Annotated in this window: 19 protein-coding genes and 1 tRNA gene; 12 read left to right on the top strand and 8 right to left on the bottom strand. The window is 35.3% G+C overall.

The features are described 5' to 3' along the window. Window positions 1–775: 775 nt before the first annotated feature. Both ACFIKJ_RS04535 and ACFIKJ_RS04540 read right to left on the bottom strand, forming a co-directional pair. A complete protein-coding gene (locus tag ACFIKJ_RS04535; RefSeq protein WP_375670299.1) occupies window positions 776–2,467 on the bottom strand; it encodes a Na/Pi cotransporter family protein in 1,692 nt (563 codons plus the stop codon). A gap of 70 nt (window positions 2,468–2,537) precedes the next feature. Then, window positions 2,538–3,755 (bottom strand): mechanosensitive ion channel family protein, encoded by a 1,218-nt coding sequence (locus tag ACFIKJ_RS04540; protein ID WP_375626171.1) that lies wholly within the window; start codon window positions 3,753–3,755, stop codon window positions 2,538–2,540. A 135-nt stretch (window positions 3,756–3,890) separates the two neighbouring features. Between ACFIKJ_RS04540 and dnaG the strand changes: the two genes are divergently transcribed. The 3 genes from dnaG to ACFIKJ_RS04555 all read left to right on the top strand — a co-directional run bounded on the left by dnaG (window position 3,891) and on the right by ACFIKJ_RS04555 (window position 9,286). Then, window positions 3,891–5,828 (top strand): DNA primase, encoded by a 1,938-nt coding sequence (dnaG, locus tag ACFIKJ_RS04545; RefSeq protein WP_375627035.1) that lies wholly within the window; start codon window positions 3,891–3,893, stop codon window positions 5,826–5,828. Window positions 5,829–6,217: 389 nt separating this feature from the next. Then, window positions 6,218–8,233, top strand: a complete 2,016-nt coding sequence (rpoD, locus tag ACFIKJ_RS04550; RefSeq protein WP_375626202.1) for an RNA polymerase sigma factor RpoD — start codon at window positions 6,218–6,220, stop codon at window positions 8,231–8,233. A gap of 591 nt (window positions 8,234–8,824) precedes the next feature. Further along, window positions 8,825–9,286 (top strand): YcgN family cysteine cluster protein, encoded by a 462-nt coding sequence (locus ACFIKJ_RS04555; RefSeq protein WP_375651876.1) that lies wholly within the window; start codon window positions 8,825–8,827, stop codon window positions 9,284–9,286. A 28-nt stretch (window positions 9,287–9,314) separates the two neighbouring features. Here ACFIKJ_RS04555 and ACFIKJ_RS04560 read toward each other — a convergent pair whose 3' ends face one another. Then, on the bottom strand, window positions 9,315–10,058 hold the full coding sequence (locus ACFIKJ_RS04560; RefSeq protein WP_375653813.1) for an SIMPL domain-containing protein: 744 nt from the start codon (window positions 10,056–10,058) through the stop codon (window positions 9,315–9,317). Between the two features lie 172 nt (window positions 10,059–10,230). On the opposite strand from ACFIKJ_RS04560, the gene ACFIKJ_RS04565 reads away from it, so the two are divergent. Both ACFIKJ_RS04565 and ACFIKJ_RS04570 read left to right on the top strand, forming a co-directional pair. After that, window positions 10,231–10,307 (top strand) — tRNA-Ile (locus tag ACFIKJ_RS04565). A gap of 1,675 nt (window positions 10,308–11,982) precedes the next feature. After that, window positions 11,983–12,165, top strand: a complete 183-nt coding sequence (locus tag ACFIKJ_RS04570; RefSeq protein WP_015856659.1) for a hypothetical protein — start codon at window positions 11,983–11,985, stop codon at window positions 12,163–12,165. On the opposite strand, the gene ACFIKJ_RS04575 is transcribed toward ACFIKJ_RS04570, so the two are convergent. Further along, window positions 12,089–12,403: a helix-turn-helix domain-containing protein gene (locus tag ACFIKJ_RS04575; RefSeq protein ID WP_007347852.1), complete on the bottom strand. Its 315-nt coding sequence runs from the start codon at window positions 12,401–12,403 to the stop codon at window positions 12,089–12,091. The genes ACFIKJ_RS04570 and ACFIKJ_RS04575 overlap by 77 nt on opposite strands. A 613-nt stretch (window positions 12,404–13,016) precedes the next feature. Between ACFIKJ_RS04575 and ACFIKJ_RS04580 the strand changes: the two genes are divergently transcribed. The 4 genes from ACFIKJ_RS04580 (at window position 13,017) to ACFIKJ_RS04595 (ending at window position 14,267) form a co-directional block, all read left to right on the top strand. Beyond that, window positions 13,017–13,142: a hypothetical protein gene (locus ACFIKJ_RS04580; protein WP_375626164.1), complete on the top strand. Its 126-nt coding sequence runs from the start codon at window positions 13,017–13,019 to the stop codon at window positions 13,140–13,142. Between the two features lie 21 nt (window positions 13,143–13,163). After that, window positions 13,164–13,412: a hypothetical protein gene (locus ACFIKJ_RS04585; RefSeq protein WP_375626162.1), complete on the top strand. Its 249-nt coding sequence runs from the start codon at window positions 13,164–13,166 to the stop codon at window positions 13,410–13,412. A 308-nt stretch (window positions 13,413–13,720) separates the two neighbouring features. Continuing rightward, window positions 13,721–14,032 carry a hypothetical protein gene (locus ACFIKJ_RS04590; protein WP_375626160.1) on the top strand — a complete coding sequence of 104 codons (312 nt, stop codon included), beginning with the start codon at window positions 13,721–13,723 and terminating at the stop codon, window positions 14,030–14,032. A gap of 52 nt (window positions 14,033–14,084) precedes the next feature. Next, window positions 14,085–14,267, top strand: a complete 183-nt coding sequence (locus ACFIKJ_RS04595) for a hypothetical protein (RefSeq protein ID WP_375626159.1) — start codon at window positions 14,085–14,087, stop codon at window positions 14,265–14,267. A 509-nt stretch (window positions 14,268–14,776) separates the two neighbouring features. On the opposite strand, the gene ACFIKJ_RS04600 is transcribed toward ACFIKJ_RS04595, so the two are convergent. Continuing rightward, the gene (locus tag ACFIKJ_RS04600; protein WP_375626157.1) at window positions 14,777–14,956 is read right to left on the bottom strand and encodes a YegP family protein; all 180 of its coding nucleotides are present in this window, start codon (window positions 14,954–14,956) and stop codon (window positions 14,777–14,779) included. 389 nt (window positions 14,957–15,345) lie between these two features. Continuing rightward, window positions 15,346–15,885, bottom strand: coding sequence for a helix-turn-helix domain-containing protein (locus ACFIKJ_RS04605; protein ID WP_375626155.1), 540 nt, complete (start codon window positions 15,883–15,885; stop codon window positions 15,346–15,348). Window positions 15,886–16,247: 362 nt separating this feature from the next. On the opposite strand from ACFIKJ_RS04605, the gene ACFIKJ_RS04610 reads away from it, so the two are divergent. Continuing rightward, the gene (locus ACFIKJ_RS04610; RefSeq protein ID WP_375627044.1) at window positions 16,248–17,300 is read left to right on the top strand and encodes a DUF475 domain-containing protein; all 1,053 of its coding nucleotides are present in this window, start codon (window positions 16,248–16,250) and stop codon (window positions 17,298–17,300) included. Between the two features lie 455 nt (window positions 17,301–17,755). On the opposite strand, the gene pncA is transcribed toward ACFIKJ_RS04610, so the two are convergent. Then, on the bottom strand, window positions 17,756–18,364 hold the full coding sequence (gene pncA, locus ACFIKJ_RS04615; protein ID WP_375627046.1) for a bifunctional nicotinamidase/pyrazinamidase: 609 nt from the start codon (window positions 18,362–18,364) through the stop codon (window positions 17,756–17,758). Between the two features lie 46 nt (window positions 18,365–18,410). Next, complete coding sequence (locus ACFIKJ_RS04620; protein WP_375653815.1) at window positions 18,411–18,947, bottom strand: hypothetical protein; 537 nt, start codon at window positions 18,945–18,947, stop codon at window positions 18,411–18,413. 161 nt (window positions 18,948–19,108) lie between these two features. Between ACFIKJ_RS04620 and ettA the strand changes: the two genes are divergently transcribed. Further along, window positions 19,109–20,758 (top strand): energy-dependent translational throttle protein EttA, encoded by a 1,650-nt coding sequence (gene ettA, locus ACFIKJ_RS04625; protein WP_375636151.1) that lies wholly within the window; start codon window positions 19,109–19,111, stop codon window positions 20,756–20,758. A gap of 672 nt (window positions 20,759–21,430) precedes the next feature. Continuing rightward, a complete protein-coding gene (locus tag ACFIKJ_RS04630) occupies window positions 21,431–22,369 on the top strand; it encodes an ArsR/SmtB family transcription factor (RefSeq protein WP_375627052.1) in 939 nt (312 codons plus the stop codon). Window positions 22,370–22,836: the final 467 nt, after the last annotated feature.

The raw sequence follows: 22,836 nt of genomic DNA on the forward strand, positions 1-22,836 counted from the left end.
TTTTGTTAGAAATTTTACTTATTATTTTCCTTTATATTTAAATAACATTCACATTTATATAATAACAATACTTAACAAGCATGAGTATATATCACATTTTAATTTATAAATAAATTAATTATTTGAGAAACATGAATAAAAGAAGAAAATATTAGTGAAAATGTTTTAAGAAATCATAAAGTTTATTTATAAGCTTTTTAATCTCTCTCTTAAGTTTAAAAAGCAATTGTGATTTGTGATTAAAGCAATAAGTAAAATGGACATTTAAAAGTCTGGAGCTTGCCAATTGATATCAATGATGTTTGAAATGAAATTAAAACTGTTTTGTTGACACGTTATAGAATGGCTGTATAGGTTGAGCCTCTACCAATCTTGATATAAACGTTGCATTTTTGTGGGGTTTTGCATTCCTTATAGAGTATTTCTGTTTTTGCTGCTACTGCGGGGCAGTTCCTTTTTACAAGGCGAGTTTAGGTTGGAACCATCATACTCTTGACTTTCTCTTTATGTGTTTAACAGTCTTGGCTTTGAGATGATTAGGCATTTTTACGTCTTTCTTCAAGAATTCTATTCTACATGCTGCTTTGTTTATAATGTGCAAGCAAATGACTTTGAGTAATTCATCATGAATAGATTTTAAATGAAAGAAATTTACGATGCAGAAAACTCATTTAAATTGTCAAATAATAAAATATTTTGATTAAATCAATATCTTGACCATATTCCAAATCGAGTAATCGATGTGATGTATTTCTTATTCAAGTTATTTAAAAGTTTAAGGTTTTTCTGTTTGTTCTTCAGCAGGGTTGCGTAGGCGAGAACTTTGAAGAAGTCCCTGTTCTTCTAAAATGGGGTAGATCATTGAGGTCAAAAGAGAGTTGATTTGTTTAAGGTCGCGGACAGTGTCGAGATGAAGACTGGATGATTCTACATTTTTGAGATCCCCTTCACGCAAACGTTTAAAATGTTTTAAACTCATCTCTTTTTCTAAGTTTCGTAGTTGATCTTTTTTTTGTACCAATAGGTGTGCAGTGTGTGTATCGCGTGAGACGAGAACGTTAAATGCTATATGCGCGTTGGCTAGTACAATGGCGTGGAAACGAAGGAGATCATTCCAGCCCTCACTGCTGAAGTGTAAACCTTTTTGTTGTTTCTTTTTAACCAGCATCAGCATATTATGAATAATGATATCGCCTGCTTGGTCTAATTTTATACAGGCGCCTAGAAGTTCTTGCGTTTGAAGAGCTTCTTCGTCAGATAATTTTTGTCCCGCTAATCGTGCAAGATAAAGTTTGATGGCGATATGTTTTTTGTCCAATATGGTGTTGAGTTGGTTGAGTTCACGAATAATATTGGGATCAGGATTTTCATAAAGTCCCATGATTTTTTCTAGCATGATGTCCACAAGATCACAAATATGAATGACTTCACGCATGACATTCGAGAGAGCGAGAGAGGGTCGTTCAAGAACACTGTCATCAAGAGCTGTTTGATCCGATAAATTGAGCGTTTTGTCGGCTTGCGTTTTTTTTGCACTTATATGAACAATTTGAGTGGTTAATTTTAAAACCCATTTTGAAAGCGGTATTCCAGCAAGGAGAATGAAAACATTAAAAATAATGTGAGCGTTGATCACTTGAGTAGGGGCGTTATTGCCAAGCCATGTGATAGGAGGGCGAAAGGAGAGAAATAAGGTAAGTACAAGGATTGAACCGGCCCCACGCATGAGTAAGTTTCCTAAGGGAACGAGGCGGGTATTAGGAGAGGCGTTGCGCGTTAAAAGTGGTGCTATAAGAGAAGAGCCAAAGTTGACACCAAGAACCATGACAACACAGAGTTGCGTATGGATAAGATCGTAGTTGGCAAAATTGACCAGCAAAATGATTCCTGCAATGGATGAATGTAAGAGGTAGGTTAAGCCAGCAGCCAACAAAAAAGTGGAAACAGGATCGGTTGAAAGATAACGAATGATGCTAGGCAAAATTTCGCTTTCACGTAAAGGTTCTGTCGCTGTACTTATCATCTCTAAAGATAAAATCAAAAGACCAATACCGATGACAATACGTCCTATTTGACGCCACTCACGTTTTTCTGTTGTCATGAAGATACAAGTGCCAATTAAAAGACAAAGGGGCACAACAAGTGTGAGATCATAGGTGAGAATTTTAACAACGATCGCTGATCCTAATTCTCCTCCGCGTACAGCCATAAGCCCCGCTACTCCAGAGACAAAACCAGATTCAACGAAAGAACCAACAAGGAGCGTTATTGCTGTAGAGCTTTGTAAAATCATTGCTGTAAAAAGCCCAAAACTTACAGCAAACAATGGTTTTGAAATAACGTGGCACATTTTATATTTAAGTCTGTCACCATAGGCGCGTTCAATTCCTGTGCGCACCATGCGTGTGGCCCAGAGAAGTAAAGAAACAGCGCCGGCAAGATGAAGGAGTACCAATGAACCATTCATGATACTTTATTCTTTCTCTGTTGTTATGAATATGTTTGCCTCAAAATTGATAAATTAAAGTTTATCGTTTTTATTTCGCTTTTGCTTTTAATACTTGATTAAAATCATAACCGCTTGGATTTTGAAAAACCTTTAGACCAAAACAAGGAAGAATGGAATAAAGGTGATCAAAAATATCACCTTGAATTTGTTCGTAGTCTATCCAAACGGTGGTGTTCGTAAAGCAATAAATTTCCAGGGGTAGACCATTTTCTGTAGGAGGTAATTGCCGTGCCATAAAGGTCATATTAGGGTTGATGTTTATATGCTGTTGTAGATAAGCAAAAACATAAGCGCGAAAAGTTCCAATGTTGGTTAAACGGCGCGTATTGGCTAAGACATCATGATTTTTATCTAATTGAGCGTTCCATTGGTCAATTTCCGCTACTTTTTGTGTGAAATAATTTTCTAATAAATTAAATCGGGAAAGATATTTTTGTTCTTCTTCTGTGAGAAAATGGATACTTGATTGATCAATAAAAAGGGAGCGTTTGATGCGTCTTCCACCCGATTCTTGCATTCCACGCCAATTTTTAAAAGGGTCGGTTACAAGTTTACGGATAGGAACTGAGGTGATGGTGTTGTCGAAATTTTGAACTTTAACAGTATGCAGGGCAATTTCAATAACATCACCATCGGCGCCGAGATTGGGGATTTCAATCCAATCACCAACGCGAACCATATCAGTGGATGAAATTTGAATACCGGCAACGAGAGAAAGAAGCGTATCTTGAAAAATTAACATGAGAACCGCGGCCATTGCACCAAGACCGGAGAAGAGAATAAGAGGGGAGCGGTCAATCAATGTAGCGACCATTAAAACTGTCGCAACAGCAAAAAGTGCAATTTTAGCAATTTGAATATAACCTTTTATTGGTTTTAACCGTGCTGTTGGTCGTTGTTCGTAGAGGATATTAATGACATTCAGACAGGCAGAAATTGTCAGAACAACAAAAAAGATAATGAAGGCGTTAGCAACATTACCGATGACAGTACTGAATGCATTGGGCAATGTTGGTATAAAATTAACACCAACTGAAATAATAAAGGCTGAAATGATATCCGCTATGTATTGAATAGCATTATTAATATCCACCGTTGTATTTTTGGGGAGAAAAGAAGAGAGTTTTTTTGCTCCGTGAATAAGTAATTTTCGTCCTAGAAAGTTGACTAAAAGGGCAAATATAGTAAGAATAACAAGCCAAGAAATAGCCTCTAACCACGGATATTGAACAATAAATTCGATCACTTTTCTACTCTCCATTTCTGAAATTATATGCAGTTAAGAGTTTAAAATTTTACAACTGCTTAAGAGGAAGTATTGGAATTATGCTCTAAAGTCGTTAAATATGCAAAAAAGAATTTTCAAACTTTGTGAGAGATAATGCGTTTCCCGCCCGATTTCCTTAATGAACTGCGTACGAGACTCCCAATTTCAACAGTGATTGGTCAACGGGTGGATTTTGATCCTCGAAAAAGTAAGCCTTCACGGGGAGACTTTTGGTGTTGTTGTCCATTTCATGGTGAAAAAACGCCAAGTTTTCATTGTGATGATCATAAAGGGCGCTATTATTGTTTTGGTTGTGGTGTAAGTGGGGATATTTTTACCTTTTTGTGTGAGCTTGATGGATTGCACTTTTCAGAAAGTGTAGAGCGTTTGGCTGATTTTGCGGGAATGAAACTCCCTATTTGGGATTCACAAAGTCATAAACGTCAACTGGAAAAAGCTGAGCTTTATGATGTGATGAAAATTGCTACAGATTTTTTTCAATATAATTTACGCTATAAAGGAGGTGCGCAAGCACGTCGTTATCTGGATGCACGTGGTGTGACACCAGAGCTCGTAGAGCGTTTCCGCATTGGTTTTGCACCGGTAAGGCGTACAGCTTTGAAAGAAGCTTTGAGTGCACGGGGCATTTCAATAAAGCAAATGGAAGAATGTGGACTTCTCACAGTGCATGAGGGGAGTGCGGATTCTTATGACCGATTTAGAAATCGTATTATGTTTCCTATCGAAGATTTGCGCGGACGTGTGGTGGCTTTCGGAGGGCGTGCATTAGAGACAGAGACACGAGCAAAATATCTCAATAGCCCTGAAACAGTGCTGTTTCATAAAGGAAATATACTTTATAACGCGGTAGCGGCTCGCAAAAACAGTCGCTTTGTTGGCGATGAAAAAAATCATTCACTCCTTGTTGTTGAGGGGTATATGGATGTCATTGCATTGACTAAAGCTGGTTTTGAAGGAGTCGTAGCACCCTTAGGGACAGCATTAACGGAAGCGCAAATTGAGCTTTTATGGCAGATGGGGAAGGAGCCCATTTTGTGTTTTGATGGTGATGCTGCTGGTTTAAACGCTGCTTTTCGTGTTGCTGATCGTGTGTTGCCTCTTTTAAAGGCTGGGGTTTGTGTACGCTTTGTTTTGTTGCCACAAGGAAAAGATCCTGATGAAATTGTTTGTGCTGGTGGAGCACAACTTTTTTCTTCTTTTTTGCAAAAAGAAATTCCTTTGAGTGAGCTTTTATGGTGGCGTGCTACCTATGGAAAGCATTTTGAAACTCCAGAGACACGAGCAGCGCTAGAAAAACAACTAAAACAACAAATTTTTACGATTAAGGATGAAGATGTCCGTCGTTATTATTTGCAAGATGTAAAAAAACGCCTTTTTGATTTTTTTCGTCCCTCTTTTTCGAAAAAAAGGGGGGAAGGGCGATATGATCAATCTTCACCAAATAGGATCTTTAAAGATCAATCCTTTTCTCTGTTAGCAAATTCTGAAATAGTACGAAATTCTTCGCAATCTATTCCTTTGCGAGAAGCAGTGATTTTACTCACTTTAGCTTACTATCCTGAGTTGTGGTATGAAAATTTTGAAAATCTTTCTGAGTTAGAATTAAAAAATACTCAATTGATGTGCTTTCATCAAGCTATGTTGGAAATTCTTGGGAATCAACAGCTTCATGATAAGGAGACGATGGTTGCGCTCTTAGAAAAAAGAGGGCAAAAGGCTCTGTTAGAGCGTATGAAACATCTTGTGCAAAATATTGGTATGCATATTATTTTTGGTAGAGCTTCTATAGAGGATGCACGTGCGATATTAAAACAAGCTGTCTACTTGCATCTTCAAGAACACCACCTACATAAGAGATTACAGGATATTAAAGAGCAACTTGTAGAAAATCCTAAGAGTGAGGTTTTTGATCTGCTTCGTGAGGTAAAAAATGAGCTGGAGCAGATGCAGGCAACAGAAGCGTTAATTGAAGGGTTTGGAAGTTGGTTGGATGAAAAAATAGACGGGAATACACAAGATACGATAAAATGATTCGCTTTTTTAATGCGAATCAGTCACTTAAATTTTAGATGAGGAAGTTTATGGGAGTGACATTTTCATAAAGATGGCAATTAAATTTTAGGAAAAGCGGGTAAATTTTAGGAAAAGCGGGAAATTGGTTCTTACGATAGGGTACAGAGATTATCTCAGAAGGGCTGAGAGGTGTCGGGGAAACTTCTGGAGTTTTCCCGCGTTTTTGTCTGGATGTCAAGTTTGTCTGGATGTTAAGGCGTATACAAAATGTATTCTTTCCAATAGTAATCTCTTAAAAGGAAGTATATATGAGAAACTATTGGTAGATTTTAGTGAGAGCAAAAAAACTGGTCACATGGAAACTATGGTTACATGGAAACTGTGAAGTGGTCGAGTGGAGTTATGGTATGGCAACAAAGGTTAAACAGAAAGATAGTGCAGAAGTAACAAGCCAAGCAAGTTTGGATGGTCCTCTTCTTGATTTTTCTGATGATGCCATCAAGAAAATGATTAAACTTGCCAAAAAAAATGGCTACGTAACAATGGATGAACTCAATGCTGTTCTTCCTTCTGACGAGGTTACATCCGAACAAATTGAAGATATCTTGGCGATGTTCTCTGAGATGGGGGTTAATGTTGTGGATGATGAGGATGAGGTTGAGTCTGAAAATTATGAAGAAGAAGTTACAGTAGAGGGTGGTGATTTAGTAGAGGCCTCTAGCCACGCAATTGCAACGACAACGAATAAACGCGAAGTAACAGATCGTACGGATGATCCGGTGCGTATGTATTTGCGTGAAATGGGAGCTGTTGAGCTTCTTTCACGGGAAGGTGAAATTGCTATTGCTAAGCGTATTGAAGCAGGGCGTGAGACAATGATTGCGGGACTTTGTGAGAGTCCTTTAACTTTTCAGGCTCTTATTATATGGCGTGACGAGTTAAAAGAACAGCGTATTCTTCTTCGTGAAATTATTGATCTTGAAACAACTTATGCTGGTCCAGAAGCAAAGCAGGCTCCTGTTATTGAGCGAAGTGAAGTGAATAAGACAGAAGAAGAAAAAATGTCTTCTGGTATACGTAATATGGGGGAGAGCGCAGGAGAGAGAAACATTGAAGACGATGATGAAGAAGACGATGACGATGTTAACTTATCGCTTGCTGCAATGGAAAATGAACTTTGTCCTCAAGTTATGGAAACATTGGATTTTATTGCTCAAACCTATGTGAAATTACGAAAATTACAAGATCAGCATGTTGAAAGCAGTTTGGCAGAGCGTAAAGAGGGGGCCCTTACATCTTCTCAGAAGAAGAAATATATTCAATTAAAGGGTGAGTTGATTCAAGCAGTAAAATCTCTTTCTTTAAACCAAAATCGTATCGAGGCTTTGGTTGAACAGCTTTATGACATCAATAAGAGATTGATTCATAATGAAGGTAAGCTGAAACGGATTGCCAACAGCTATGGTATTGGCCATGAGGATTTTTTAAAAGAATACCAAGGGCGTGAATTGGACGCAGATTGGATGAATTATATTGCTGCTTTGCCTACACCTGGTTGGAAAGAATTTTCGATGCGTGAAGCAAAAGAAATCCAAAAATTGCGAAGTGAGATACAAAATCTTGCGCAAGAAACGGCTATTTCGATTGGTGAATTTCGTCGGATTGTTATGCAGGTGCAGAAAGGTGAACGCGAATCAACAATTGCGAAAAAGGAGATGGTAGAATCTAATTTGCGTCTTGTCATTTCAATTGCAAAAAAATACACTAATCGTGGTTTGCAGTTTCTTGATCTTATTCAAGAAGGCAATATCGGTTTGATGAAGGCTGTGGATAAGTTTGAATATCGGCGCGGCTACAAGTTTTCGACTTATGCAACATGGTGGATTCGTCAGGCGATTACGCGTTCAATTGCTGATCAGGCGCGTACGATTCGCATCCCTGTTCATATGATTGAAACAATTAATAAAATCGTTCGTACATCGCGTCAGATTCTCCATGAAATTGGACGAGAACCAACACCAGAAGAATTATCTAGCAAGCTTTCTATGCCGTTAGAAAAAGTACGAAAAGTTCTTAAAATTGCAAAAGAACCCATTTCACTCGAAACGCCCGTTGGTGATGAAGATGATTCCCATTTGGGTGATTTTATTGAGGATAGGAATGCGTTATTACCAATTGATGCAGCTATCCAAGCTAATCTGCGAGATACGACAACACGCGTTCTTGCTTCATTAACACCGCGGGAAGAACGTGTTTTGCGGATGCGTTTTGGAATAGGGATGAATACAGATCACACGTTGGAAGAAGTAGGACAACAATTTTCAGTTACAAGAGAGCGTATTCGTCAGATTGAAGCAAAGGCACTTCGTAAATTAAAACATCCTAGCCGTTCACGAAAATTGCGCAGTTTTCTCGATTCTTAAATAAAGAAATTCGTGTGCATTTTAATAAATCTCTCTTTCTTCTTAATGAAGGGGAGGTGTGTCACATTGTACTTGGATGCTTTTTTGAGAAAATATGGGAAGAATTTGAATAATCCAGAAAGTTTACGATGTTTAATGTTTTTCTTAGCTTTTGAATTTTGTATTTCTTTTTCTGAAAATAACAGATGTAGGGCAAAGACCGGTGTGGTAGTCATTTGAAAAAATGAACGAAAAACATTATCTTGCGTGTAGCGGCTTGTTTCTTAAGAAATAGGATCTATTAAGAATAAACTTATATTGCAACATACGGACTTTTTGATGAGAAATGTGTATTCGTTGCGGAATTTTTCTATCATTTTAGGTGACGCATTTTATTCTTTGTCAGTTTATAAAGGGATGTTTCAATAGATTATGTTCATTTATATGCTCTATTTTTTGAATATTTTCTTTTTATTCAGATAGATTTTAAGAAAACGGTTTAAAGCATACATTGAGTTGAATCTTTTTAAGAGACAGAAATAGATGAAATTATAGAAATTAAACGTTTCATTTTTATAGATCGTCTTAATTAAAAAAGGTGTGTCTGAGTTTATGAGTGGAGAGCTTCCCTTTTGGAAAGTAAAAAAATTAGAAGAGATTTCCATTTCTGAGTGGGAGAGCCTTTGTGATGGCTGTGGCCGTTGTTGTCTCCATAAAGTTGAGGACGATGATACGGGTGACCTTTATGCAACCAGTATTGCTTGTCGTCTTTTAGATGGGGAAACTTGTAGTTGTCGAGATTATGCTCATCGTAAATCAATTGTACCAGATTGTATATCGCTAGACATTACAACAGTTAAAACAGCGCGCTGGCTTCCAGAAAGTTGTGCTTATAGATTAATTTATGAGGGAAAAGATCTTCATTGGTGGCATCCATTGGTATCAGGAGATTGCCAGACAGTACATACAGCGCATATTTCTGCACGCGGACAGATAGAGGTTTACGAAGACGAATTATTATCTGAGGAAGATTATCTTCATCACATTACTGGTCTTCTATGTAAAGGCCAGTAATATGATTTTTTATACAACAGTTGGTGATTTAATCGATCGCAAAGACGACAGTGACGCTCACATTATAATTTAATTCACCACCTGCAAAATTTGTATTTGCGTAGCTTGCATCTGCTGCTCTACTCATGAGACGTGGTGTTGGGTGGTAGTAATCATCCTTTTCATTGATTTCAATAATTTTTCCTAATTTTAAATTTGCTGCTTGCGCTATCGTTTGCGCTTTTTCAATGGCTTCAGTAATGGCTTTTTTACGTGCTTCTTGATAAAATGGCTTTGTATCTGCGTTGGTAAAAGTAATGCCGTTAACTGAATTAACACCTAGAGTCATCGCTTGATCAAAGATTTTACCAGCATTGGCAAGATCACGAATGCGCACGGTTAAAGAATTTGAAACATGATAGAGTTTTTCATTATTCTTTTTTTCGTGGTGTTTATCAGAAGTCGACTGATAAATGGATAAACCTGATGTTTGCAAATCATTTGCTTGGATGCCATTGTTTTTAAAAGCTTGTATAATATCATTGATGGATTGATTATTGGAAGCTAATGCCTTTTGGGCAGTTTTGTCATAGGTAACAACGGCTAGATTAATAATTGCCATATCCGGTGCAGCTTGACTTTCTCCGATTGCAGTCACTGTAATCGTTGCATTTTTCATTTTATTTTCTTCAGCATAAGCACGTACACTCAACGATGTGGCTAAGAGTGTAAATGCTAATATAACTGCTTTAACCAGAGAACCCTTCAGTGGTTGAATTTTCTTTTCTATCATATCTATACCTTTATATTTGTCAGTTAACTATTCTCTCATTTTTAAGAGTTCTTGTAAAGAAATTAGGGCACTGAAAAAAAAACCAATAGAAAAGAGAAAAAGATGGGTTATAATCTTTGTCAGCTCTTGTATCATAGGGCATTTTAGTTTAGAGAGAAACAACCTATATATGGGGCCTGTAGCTCAATTGGTTAGAGCCAGCGGCTCATAACCGCTTGGTTGGGGGTTCGAGTCCCTCCGGGCCCACCAATAGGGAAATGGCCAATAGAAAAATGGGTCGCTTATATAAAAATTTTGGGATTCTACCTTTTTCGTTTTTTATTTATTTTCCTGTTTGTTCTAAAATCCTTTGTCATTGTTTGTTGCTGTTTTTTTCTATCAGTCGCTTTAATATAAAGTGATGGTATGTTTTTTAGTCTCATTAAAGAAGTGCTCTCATTTTAAACATTGTAGCATTTGGATTAACTAATATGTGGCGCTATTTACTTTCTTAATTCATATACTGTTTTGTACTTTTTCTGTATGATGTTTTTCATAAAATAGAAGGCTAAAAGCTTCATTGAATAAGTTTATTTATGCTTGTTCTGCAAATAAACAGATCCCAATAAGACCAATTTTAAAGATTGTACCTGTTTAGAACAAATGGCTCAAAAAACATTTAGGGTAAATTTGCTTTTTTCTGGGTGATGTTAATGTCTTTTAGACGTTCGAATAGCATTATCGTGATGAAAGGTTGTATATAAGAGAATGTGATCCATAGGTGTTCACATATATCATGGGGGCAACGATGATAGCATTTGTTGATATTTTCTTTTTCCCAAGAGAGGCGTTCTATTTGATTTTTGAGAAATATTGTTCATAATGACGGTGGCGTGTTCTCTGAAAAGAATTTCATCAATCGTTCTTTGAAAAGTCAATTGAGTGATTGTTTCTATCGCTTTGCATCATCCAGATTTTATTGTAATAGGAATTTTATTATTCTGTAAGAAATGTTTTCTATTATATTGGAAAATTCGTTAAAATGCCGTTTTCTGTCTTTTTCGCTTAATGCTCAAATTATAGAGTTTTCATGTAATCCGAATTATTATTGAAGAGCAGAAGTCTTTTTTGATTTTACTCTCATAAGGGATTGGCAATATTTCGCTAAACCTAGCACTTTTTTGTATTACTAACATTTTTCTCGTATTGATTGTGTAGAGAGTTTTCTCTCTTATGAAAAATTATTGGCAGAGAGGGTAATTTTTTTGGAAAAGTATACTTTTCTTCAAAATCATACTTTGAAAATATAATTCTTCATTTACATAAAGGAATTTCTCTCTTGTTGTAAATCTGCAATACAATTTACGTGCAAAGAGTATGCGTGGTGATTCGTTTTATTTTTTAATAGTATCATTTTTGCTTATGGTAGAGACTTATATTAGTATTTACAAGGTGCGTTTAGAGGGGAGGTTACCTATAAACGTGTTACAGAGTTTTAGGTAGTGTGGCTCTGTTTATAAGAATTTATTCCTATAACATTGTTATATTCTTGCTTTGCAATATTGTTTAAAAAACATAGATGGTGCTATGTAGAATAAAATTGTGATATATTTTTTTTCAAAAAGTTTTTTCGTGTTCTCTTATATAGAGTTCAGGAGTGTCTTTAGGGATATTTTCACATTAGTTTGTTATTGGTCCGAATCACAAGATATGCGTAACATTATTCGCATTTTTGATAGATCATACCAATTTTCATAAGAAGATCTGGATCGTGTGATGCTTTCTGTTTCACCATGGTACATGACTAATAGAACTTCATCTGATTTTGTAAAATAAGTTTGTACACAATTGCTTCCATACTGCCTATTGCAAATATTTTTTTCTAAGGTATGAGATATATTTAAACGCTTTAGCGTTATATAGTTTGACTACATGGAGTATGACTATGAAGAATGATAAAAAATTTGAAACAACTTTATCTGATATTATTGTGAAATGGGAGTCTTTGTCGACGTCTCAAAAGCAAGCGATATTGGATAGAGTAGAAAATTCTACAGATTCTGCTCATTCAACAGAACATTTAAGGCTTCAATCTTCTTTTTATCTCCAGACGAAATCAAAGTTATGAGTTTTAAGTCTTCATCGGAGATGTTGAAACCAGTTATTACATATATGGCACTAGCATTTCCCAGTGTGTTCAAAATAGCCATGAGTTTATCTACTGAAGGCCTCTTTCCTCCATTTATCATTTGTTGGACGTAATTTTGTCCACAGCCTGCAGCTCTGCTTATTTCAATCATTGTTCGTCCGTCACTTTTAATCAATTCAACTAAGCGTTGGAACCAATCTTTTTCAGTCTTTGTCATTTTTAGACCTTTACATATTTACGCTATAGCGTTAATATTGCGCTGCGAATCCAGAATATATGATACAAGGAGCGTGAAAATATCCATGTGTAGCTCTTCGCTAATGAAGCATATAGAGTTGTTTTTAACTAATAACAAAATGTCCCCATACACTTTCAGATTCGAATCAATAAAAAATGGTTGCTTAGTTCCACGGTTGTGAAGAAGTAAATGTGTATACCGGAAACGGCGATACACACTCGTATGTTTATGAGATTTCACTGTGATAGTATACGTAGCAGCATTATAAATCAAGATATACCCCAACATCAGAATTTGTAAAAAAAAATTCTGCGTTGAGGTGGTGTGTGAGTATAACGAAGCTTTAGAGCCTTAAGAGATAGGATAATGGCTGTAGAAAAAATGTAAATTCATAGGCAAAGAATACTGATTTCTCCTCTATTGTAATAAATTAGATCACTATCAGATGGTATATCGTATATATGCGTTAAAAAAATTGGGAAATATCAAAAAAGTGATCTTGGATATTTTATTAAACAGGAAGGTAATCTGAGTCACAAAAGTGGTTGTTTGGGAGGGGGGGTACATTCGATTAATGCCCTTATGGGGGTGAGTGTGTTTTTATGATGCTGCGGTTTATAATGAAGTCTGTGTTTACAATGATATTGTTATTGATAACAATGCATTAACATATGGTTGTGTAGTCGTTCGTAAGAGTTTGCATGTTTATGAAAGATAAGAACTTTATAGTTATTCGAATATGAGTGGAGATGCATATGTTTACGTTAATGCGGTCTTTTTTGATCAAGTTTTGAATGCTCAATGTATTGAATTTTATGGTGATACTCGTGATTATAGAAAGGCTCGAGTTTATAGTGATGCTTTAATTTATGGTGATGTAAAGATTTTTGGGAAGGCAAAATTTTACAGAAATGCTGTGCTTTGTGACACTGATGATTTTTGTAATAATGAAGAACTTTCATATATAGCCGCATTCCCCATGGCGTAAAAAGGAAGATAGGAACGATTTGGGCAAGGCTTGTACGATTGCGTTGCGTCGTTAGTTTTATTTGACGTTCCTTATTTTTTGTTTTTTGTGTCAATAAATGTGTCGCAAATAATTGGTGTAAGCGTGTAGATTTAGCCGCTTTCAGGGATTTTTTTGCGTCATTTATCAATGGCTTTAATGGAGAAAATAAGAATGCCGAGAGTGATTGTTCACACTTGGAACATGCGGTTTATTGCATTCTTTTTTTGATTGAGGATGAAACAAATTGGTCAAGATGATCACTTGAGCGACAATTAAGGGAGATCCAAATGAGTGTAAACGAAATTTTATTGGGAGCAATGGTTGTTGTTTTGTTGTGCAGTGGGGTTATATTTCGGTTTTCTTTATATTATCGCAGTCAAGTGAAAATTTTAAAAGAGGAATCTAGAAGAATAAAGCATGAGTTTTTAAGAGATTCTATGAAGATGACTGAAGAACGAGATAGAGCTATTAGAGAGCAAAGTATGGTGATTAAAAGACGTGACCAAGCAATTGAAAAACTGAAAAAACAAATTAAACAATATGAAAAAAATGAAAAGAAATATCAAAAAATGCTTAAATCTGAAGATGATAAAGAGTGATTGTATTTATATTTTGCATTAAAGGGCTTGGAAATGTGTTAGGAAGATTGGAATGACGAGAGAGATAAACTTTAATGAAGCCAATTATGATGCTGATGGAGGGATTGTATTGAAAGAGAATATTCAAGTTTACTCTGATTTTATGAAAACATTTAAGTTTATAAGACAGAGCGTCTTTGATTATAAAATAAGAGTTTATGATGATAAACCAGTTTATAGGTATGCTGGTTATTAAAAAGCGCGTCTATACAATCCATTATGCTTGAAACAATTTTGCACGTTCCTTTTAGATATAAGATATAAATGCGACGATAGTTTCAGCTAATATGTCTAAAAAATTGCATGATAATAGAAAGAAAGAGATATTTGCTTTTTATGAAGATGAAATGGGTAAGTCAGTTATGATTATCAGATACAGAAGAGGAATATAAAGGTAAAAGATATTAATATTTGGTAGAGTAATTGTATTTCATCGTTGATGATTCATTTTCTTTTCATGTGCGTTTATTTTTATAAAAAATAAAAGACTTAAAAGAGTTTCTTTTTTATAAGTGCTACAGAGAGTTAAGTATGATTGAAAACAAACATATAGTAATATGCAAGAATTTGACTGTTATTTATGAGTGTTAGAAATAACACAAAAGATTCATCCCACTGAGGGAAAAACAATCACTTTTTATTTGTCACAAAAGTAACTCACATACCATTATATAAAATAAACGCTTGTTCTAATGGTAAAGAACGTTAGAACTGTAGTTCTCTAATAAGAGCCTTATGTGTAATTTCTTTGATTTGTTCAATATTGATTAGGATATCTTGTTTTGTTGGATAACCTTTACTAGAAAAAGCAATTTTTTGTGCATCTCCTGAGATTAAACGCCAGTACCATTGATTGTGAACTCCTTGAAACACCTCAAAATACATGCTTCCACCTCATAAAATAGCTGATAATTTTCAGGATAAATATTTAACTAATCCCTTTTTGAACATTAATGTATGTCTCTATAGGAAGTCGTCAATATATTTCCCTTAAATTTTCTGACCTTAAAAAATAATTTCTATGAGAGCTATTATTCTTTTAACAAGAAAAAATTTCTTGTCAATAAGATATGAATGAAAATTTTATACTAAAAATTATTTTTTTAATTTAAAGACATTATACTTTTATTTACAATGGAAATATTTTTATTGTCGTTATAGAAACAAATTTTATAAATTATACAAAATCTTACCAGCATGGATAAAGTGAAAAATATTTTTCTCCATACTGGTAGAGCTTAATCATTTCTTGTTTTTTCTTTTAAAATAGATGTTTATTGATTAGCGATAACCTCTTTTTGGGATACGCTTCGAATGAGTAAATCAATGAATAAGCTAAGAGTATAAGAATTGGCCATTTTAGCTTTCATGTCGATCAGAGAGGTTGTAGTTTTAGGGTTAAGGCCATTAGATAAACCTTGTCTTGACAAATATTGCTGCAATTTTTCATAAGAGCTGTCGATTTTCTCTTTATTTAGTTTTTCGTTACGCTCACCATTGGCAAGTGTTTCTTCCAGTCCTTCGATTTTTTTAATAAAATAATTCCAGTCAAAATCACCTTTTGTATATTCGGTGTCAAACATTTTTCCTTGTCCAGTTAAGAGCCAATTAATATTGACACCATATAACGTGCGGTATGTTTGTAAAACACTAAGATTGGGTTCTCTCTCCCCACGCTCATAAAAAGCAATAGAATTTTTTGTCATGCTAAAATTTTTAGCTAAGGTTTCACGTGATGGATCGCCTAAAGCAAGACGTACATAACGCAAACGTTTTCCAAATATGGTTTTTGATTCAGTTTCAGGACGTGCCACGAATTATCTCCCTCAGTAAATCATCATGGTATAAATCATTAAATAATAAAAGCACACTATGTATTAATATTCTATGATATAATGTCAATATTTATAGCTTTAATTTCTTTTTATTTTTTTATTTTTCGTGGATAGAAAGAAATATTTCGCTTACTGTATTGACAATTGATATTCATTTCAAAACAAAATTCTCTGTTTTCTACATTTGTCTCTTGCTTTTTTTGAGAGAATTTTCATGTAACTTTACCATATATATTCTATACACCTCTGCATTAATAGATGCAACTTTAAAGAGATGCAAACTTTGGATTTGTACTGGGTGTGCTTTAGATGAATTAGAAAATAAACTTTGAGGAATGATCATGGCCCTATTACGCTATTTTGGGTTTGCTTTTTTTTTCACGATTATTGGTGTCTTTTTAGGAGGGGTTATTGGTTGGTTTGAAACGGAAAGTATTACTGGTTTTCTTAAATATTTTTTTATTTGCTTTGTTTTAGGAGTTTTGGAAATTTCTTTATCGTTTGATAATTCTATTATCAATGCGCGTGTTCTTAGTAGAATGGATCCGTTGTGGCGTCGTCGTTTTCTTATATGGGGCATTTTGATAGCTGTATTTGGGATGCGAATTGTTTTTCCATTATTGGTGGTTGTCGTTGCTGTTGGGATTAATCCAATTGCGGCAGTAAAATTAGCGATATGGGAACCACATCGATATGCTGAAGTTTTAATCGATGCGCATATGGGGATTGCTGCTTTTGGAGGCACTTTCCTTATGATGGTTGGCTTAAAATATTTTTTTGATTCTGAAAAAGAGGTACATTGGCTTAATGTTATAGAGAGACCTGCTCAAAAGTTTGGGGCGCTTGTTGGGATTGATATTGCAATTGTTTTGATTTTGATCTTGTTTGTTTCAGGGCAGATTGACACAGAAGATAAAATGACTTTTTTATTGGCAGCCCTTTATGGACTTTTGACCTTTATCGGTGTTGAAGTTGTCGGTCATCTCTTGGATACCCCTCAAAAGACTTTAACAACAGTAACTCACGGGGGAGTAGGGGCGTTTCTTTATTTAGAAGTTCTTGATGCTAGTTTTTCTTTCGATGGCGTGGTTGGTGCTTTTGCCTTTTCACATAACCTTTTTATTATTGCGATAGGTCTTGGTATCGGTGCATTTTATGTTCGTTCTATGACAATTATGCTGGTTGAATCAGGAACATTATTGCATTATCGTTATTTAGAGCATGGTGCTTTTTATGCAATTTTAGTTCTTGCAGTGATTATGTATCTGCAAACGATTATATCGGTTCCTGAAGTTTTAACAGGACTTGTGGGAGTCTGTATTATTGGAATGGCATTATATTCTTCGATTCGTTTTAAGCATCGTCAATTGGATAAACATGTTGTGTCTAAGTAATGGAGATTTCTTCTTTTCTCAGGCTTTTGTTTATCACATATCTTTGAATAGAAAGAGGTCTTTTATGCAAAATAAAATACTATTTTATTGCTTATTTGTGTTTTTATTTTAAAGTTGAGTCCATTGCATGATACTACTCATGAAGGGAATAGTGTAAAATCTTTAGGGTACTTTTTGACCTAAATATAAGACAGAAAGCTGATGCTATACTTTTTACCAGCTTTCAATATTATGATAAGTTCTTGCATTTAATGGTTCATAAGAAGCATTTTTACTGTTTTTTTGAATGATTTTTATTCATACATTGATTCTCTTTGTAACGTGTAAGAGAATGGTTTTGAAACAGGTTTGAAATCAGAGAATTTACGATATTCTAGACTTTCACTTAAATATGTGAAAAATAATTTATCCTTTATAAATCAGTATATTATAATAGTAGATTAGAGAAGAATATTTTAAGAGACCATTAAAAGTTCTATACCAGCTTCGTTCATAGTTTTAAGCATAGTGTTTAGTGATCCGTTTACATCAATACCAGCACAGGCATTTAATGAAACACTGACTTTAAAACCGCATTGTATAGCGTGAAGAGCAGAAAATCCGACACAAAAATCAGTTGCTAAGCCACACATAATGAGCTTGGTAAAACCATGTTCTTTGAGATAAACTTGTAAACCTGTTGGTGTTTTTTGATCATTTTCAAGAAAAGCAGAATAGCTATCCATTTTTTGATTATAGCCTTTTCTAAGGATAAGTTGTGCCTTTTCCACTCTAAGAGATGGATGAAATTCTGCTCCTTGTGTTCCTTGTATGCAATGATCAGGCCAAAGTATTTGAGGACCGTAGTCAAGAATGATGGTATCATAGGGCTTTTTTTCAGGATAGCAGGAAGCAAAGCTGCAATGGTTTTTTGGGTGCCAGTCTTGGGTTAAGATAACGTGGTCAAAATGATTTATGAGATTATTGATGGCGGGTAAAATAGCATCACCTTGTGGTACGGCAAGTGCTCCACCTAGTAAGAAGTCATTTTGAACATCAATGACGATTAAGGCTTTTTTTTCCATTAATATATTCCTATATGAGATGAGCTTTTATCGTATTTTAAAAAAGCTATATGTCGTCTTGAAGTTTTGAAATGATGTGTTGGATATTGATATTATTTTTATAATTATCAAGCCAAAAGAGGGGGATGGATAAGTTTTTACAATTGGTTTTATAGTTTTTTACGAATTGTAACCACGTACCAATGGGAAGTGCACTGTATTCATTTTTTGCTACGTGTTGATGCAAAGCTTTCATGATCATTGGGCTTGGGACGTCAGATCCCATAAGGCGGCGATCGTTTTGTAAACGTAATTTAAGCCATATCAAGGCAAGGGGTGAAGACCATTGTTTCCCGTAGCAAAAAATCGATGAAAAAAGAGAAGGATTTTTTACTGCGTAATATAAAGCCCATAAAGCGAAAAAAGAAGGTGCATAGAGAATTGCTTTTCTTTTTGGTACCATATTACATTGATAAGTTGGTTTAATACGATAAAAATACAATGTTATATCTGGTATGGAAAAGAGAGGCAATGTTTGATAACAGGTTTCAGGTACAGCTAAAAAGATTTGCTTTTTGCTTTTTTGGGGGATGTTTTTTTGCATTCAGGACCATACTGGGGCTTGTGAGATTAGAAAAAATGTACCAATATAAAGCGGAAAGCTTTTGATACGATGTAAGTGCTATTTACTGTACAGTTTCAAAAAGCAAAAGCAGTTTTTTCAAAATCCTAATCTTTAATATCGCACAATATAAAGAGAAATTTATGGCACGTCAATTTATCTATCATATGGCTGGGCTTAACAAGTCTTACGGCAATAAAAAAGTTCTAGAAAATATTCATTTGTCTTTTTATCCAGATGCGAAGATCGGTATTTTAGGGCCGAATGGTGCAGGGAAGTCAACTATTTTACGTATTATGGCTGGGCTAGATAAGGAATATACGGGAGAAGCATGGATTTCTGAAGGAGCACGCTGTGGCTATCTACCACAAGAACCTTTGCTTGATGCGAGCAAAGATGTGCGTGGCAATGTGATGGAAGGTGTTGCAGATAAACAAGAAATTCTTGAGCGTTATAACGAATTGATGATGAATTATAGCGAGGAAACGGCTGATGAAAGTGCACGGCTTCAGGACATTATTGACAGTCAGAATCTTTGGGATTTAGAAAGTCAAGTGGAAATGGCTATGGCTGCTCTTGGTTGTCCGCCAGCCGATGGGGATGTAACAAAACTTTCGGGTGGTGAGAAGCGGCGTGTTGCACTTTGTAAATTGCTTTTGTCAAAACCTGATTTGTTACTTTTGGATGAACCGACAAACCATTTAGATGCTGAAACGACGGCTTGGCTTGAAAGGCATCTACGTGAATATCCTGGGGCTGTGCTTTTGATAACCCATGATCGTTATTTTCTCGACAATGTAACGGGTTGGATTTTAGAGTTAGATCGTGGGAGAGGTATTCCTTATGAGGGGAACTATTCTGCTTATTTGGGGGCTAAAGCTAAGCGTTTGGCTCAAGAAGGCCGTGAAGAGGCAGCGCGTCAACGTGCTTTATCACGTGAGCAAGAATGGATCGCTTCTAGTCCAAAAGGGCGACAAGCAAAGTCAAAAGCTCGGATTAAGGCTTATGATGAGTTGGTTCAAGCAGCACGTGAGCGCCGTCCTGGAGAGGCGCAAATCATTATCCCTATTGGAGAAAGATTAGGACAGGTTGTTATTGAAGTTGATAATCTCTCTAAAGCTTATGGTGAGCGTGTATTGATTGATTCTCTTTCTTTTAAACTTCCTGCTGGTGGTATTGTCGGCGTTATTGGGGCCAATGGTATGGGAAAGTCGACCTTGTTTAAAATGTTGACGGGACAGGAACAGCCCGATTCAGGTCAAATACGTATCGGTGAAACAGTTCACATGAGTTATGTGGATCAGAGTCGCGATTCCTTGGTGGGGAATAAAACTGTTTGGGAGGAAATTTCTGGTGGAAATGACATTATTAAATTAGGCAAATATGAGATGAATAGTCGCGCTTATTGCGGGGCTTTTAATTTCAAGGGGGCAGATCAACAGCAGAAGGTGGCAAATTTATCAGGAGGCCAGCGCAATCGCGTACATTTGGCGAAACTTCTAAAAGAGGGGGGGAATGTGCTTCTTCTTGATGAACCGACAAATGATCTTGATACTGAAACATTGGGTGCATTAGAAGATGCATTGGAAAATTTTGCTGGTTGTGCAGTTATCATATCGCATGATCGTATGTTTCTTGATCGATTGGCAACACATATTTTAGCCTTTGAAGGTGATGGTCATGTAGAATGGTTTGAAGGTAATTTTGCTGAATATGAGGCTGATAAAGTTCGTCGTCTTGGGGCGGAATCTCTTAATCCTAAGCATGCAAATTATAAACCTCTTACACGCTAGAATTTTTTATCTTATCTCAACTTTGTTGGAATAATAGTGTGTTTTATTGCGTTTTTTATTTCATAAATAAAGTGCGTGTGTACTCTGTGTAAGTTTTTATTCATTGAAAAGAGTAAGAGACACTTTATGAAATTATGACCTAAATAGGGTTATTCTACTCATGATATATAACCGGTTATTGCTTGTAAAATTGCAATGAAAAGGAGGGGGTGAAGAGTATAGCACTATTTCTACAAATGCTCTGGTCATTGAGCATTATCATCTTTACTTAATAAAAATGCAAGCTGGCACCATCATGTTATTTATTTTCTCTCAATAATGTGCAGTTCTTGTTTTGAGATGACTATAAAAAGTATTTTTATCCATATGTCTCCTCTGTTTATGAGCTGTAAGAGAATAATTTGGATTGATTTATCATGAATCGATTTGAAATGAGGAAAATTTACGGTATTCCGATGTTTTATTCAAGTTGAAAATGATTAATTGTTATTATAAATCAATGCATTATCATTATAACGAGAAGCAGAGAGATGAGATCTGTTCGTTTTTTACAGTAGCCTATTTTTTTATAGTATAATAAAATAGAGAGAACAAAATAGATGAGAATATGCGTTTTATGCTTGACTTTTTTTTCTGTAAACAAATGTTTATAAGAATGTTTAAGGGATAATTATGAAAAAAAGTGCAAGTTTAGATGCAATGATTGTGCTGCTAAAAGCGGTCGCAGAAATAAACCATTTACGTGTTCTTACGCTCTTGCGTCATGAAGATTTAACAATTCCTGATTTTATTTTTATTCTTGATCAGTCGCAAGCGTGTATATCACGATATTTACGTTTGTTGTACGAAGCACGATTGATTGAGCGTTATCAGAAGGGAGATAGCCTTTATTTTAAGCTTTGTCATGATTTTTTGGGTAAAGACATTGTGATGGGTGTTCTTTCGGCTTTACCAAAGCATGATATGTTGTTAGCGCATGATTTAGAACGTTTGAAGGATGTTAAAAAGCAGCGTCAAAAAACGAGGAAGAAGCATTTTTTACAAAATACGTTGCAATGGGATGTATTACGGTCATCCTATATGGCAGATCATGGTGTGGAAAACGCTTTACTTGAAATCATTGGCGATAAACCATTTCAAACGATGCTGAATATTGGAATAGGTGGAGACTCTGTCTTAAAATTGTTTTCTAATCTTTATACGCATGCGGTTGAAGTTGTGCTTGATAGCAATGTTTTTCACTTGTCTGTTGGAGATACAACTTTTGATTTAGTTATTCTTCATTGGGTTTTACATTTTCTTGAAAATCCTGAAATGTTTCTTCATGAGATATCAAGTGTTTTGCGTCCTCATGGACGTTTATTGATTGTGGATTTTGGTTATCATAAAATTGAGTCTTCATATTCTGATCAAGCACATACGCGTTTTGGATTTTCGGCTTTACAAATAGAACAATGGCTTAAAAATACGGGACTTGTTCTAGAACAAACGGTTTGTCTTACTCCTATACAAAATGAAAACAGTGAGAAGGGTATGGTTACGCTTTGGCTTGCTCGTGATCCGCGTTTATTAGTTGACGATATCAAAGATAAACAAGTCGATTTTGCATAAATCGCGTTTGTTGACCTGCTTTATTCTCTGATTTTTCTTAAGGAATAGCGTAGAGATAAAACTTTATTCAATCATTGATAATCTATTGTTTTTTACATTTGTATTATGTTTTTATATGAGAGTATTGGTGTTTTACAGCGGCTTGGTGGCTGTGTACTGTGTAATGAAAGCACCTTCTATAGAGATAAGCCTATGAGGATCGTTATTTAAGGTGTCTTGATATCATATTTGTTTTATTAGCCAATATATTGATTTTTTAGATTTCAATGAGAGGCTCGAATATAGGAATATTTTTTCATTTCAAATTTCCTGTTTCAGAATCCAAAAGAGTCTGTTTGTTTGTTACAAGAGAAGATATTTATCTAAATAATAGCGTTTGTAAAAGGAAATACATATTTCTAAATATGAGAGCGGCGGCGATATGATGTAATAGCGCACAATATAATATAGTGATGGCTCATACCTTC

This window comes from Bartonella sp. PS7NMGDW, from assembly GCF_042193585.1.
In the GTDB taxonomy this organism is placed as follows: domain Bacteria; phylum Pseudomonadota; class Alphaproteobacteria; order Rhizobiales; family Rhizobiaceae; genus Bartonella; species Bartonella grahamii.

Coding starts and splice junctions, on each gene's coding strand:
- ACFIKJ_RS04555 (WP_375651876.1), top strand. CDS start 8,825: ATGAGTGGAGAGCTTCCCTTTTGGAAAGTAAAAAAATTAGAAGAGATT.
- pncA (WP_375627046.1), bottom strand. CDS start 18,364: ATGGAAAAAAAAGCCTTAATCGTCATTGATGTTCAAAATGACTTCTTA.
- ACFIKJ_RS04600 (WP_375626157.1), bottom strand. CDS start 14,956: ATGTATTTTGAGGTGTTTCAAGGAGTTCACAATCAATGGTACTGGCGT.
- ACFIKJ_RS04590 (WP_375626160.1), top strand. CDS start 13,721: ATGAGTGTAAACGAAATTTTATTGGGAGCAATGGTTGTTGTTTTGTTG.
- rpoD (WP_375626202.1), top strand. CDS start 6,218: ATGGCAACAAAGGTTAAACAGAAAGATAGTGCAGAAGTAACAAGCCAA.
- ettA (WP_375636151.1), top strand. CDS start 19,109: ATGGCACGTCAATTTATCTATCATATGGCTGGGCTTAACAAGTCTTAC.
- ACFIKJ_RS04570 (WP_015856659.1), top strand. CDS start 11,983: ATGAAGAATGATAAAAAATTTGAAACAACTTTATCTGATATTATTGTG.
- ACFIKJ_RS04595 (WP_375626159.1), top strand. CDS start 14,085: ATGACGAGAGAGATAAACTTTAATGAAGCCAATTATGATGCTGATGGA.
- dnaG (WP_375627035.1), top strand. CDS start 3,891: ATGCGTTTCCCGCCCGATTTCCTTAATGAACTGCGTACGAGACTCCCA.
- ACFIKJ_RS04620 (WP_375653815.1), bottom strand. CDS start 18,947: ATGCAAAAAAACATCCCCCAAAAAAGCAAAAAGCAAATCTTTTTAGCT.
- ACFIKJ_RS04560 (WP_375653813.1), bottom strand. CDS start 10,058: ATGATAGAAAAGAAAATTCAACCACTGAAGGGTTCTCTGGTTAAAGCA.
- ACFIKJ_RS04630 (WP_375627052.1), top strand. CDS start 21,431: ATGAAAAAAAGTGCAAGTTTAGATGCAATGATTGTGCTGCTAAAAGCG.
- ACFIKJ_RS04575 (WP_007347852.1), bottom strand. CDS start 12,403: ATGACAAAGACTGAAAAAGATTGGTTCCAACGCTTAGTTGAATTGATT.
- ACFIKJ_RS04585 (WP_375626162.1), top strand. CDS start 13,164: ATGAGTGGAGATGCATATGTTTACGTTAATGCGGTCTTTTTTGATCAA.
- ACFIKJ_RS04610 (WP_375627044.1), top strand. CDS start 16,248: ATGGCCCTATTACGCTATTTTGGGTTTGCTTTTTTTTTCACGATTATT.
- ACFIKJ_RS04535 (WP_375670299.1), bottom strand. CDS start 2,467: ATGAATGGTTCATTGGTACTCCTTCATCTTGCCGGCGCTGTTTCTTTA.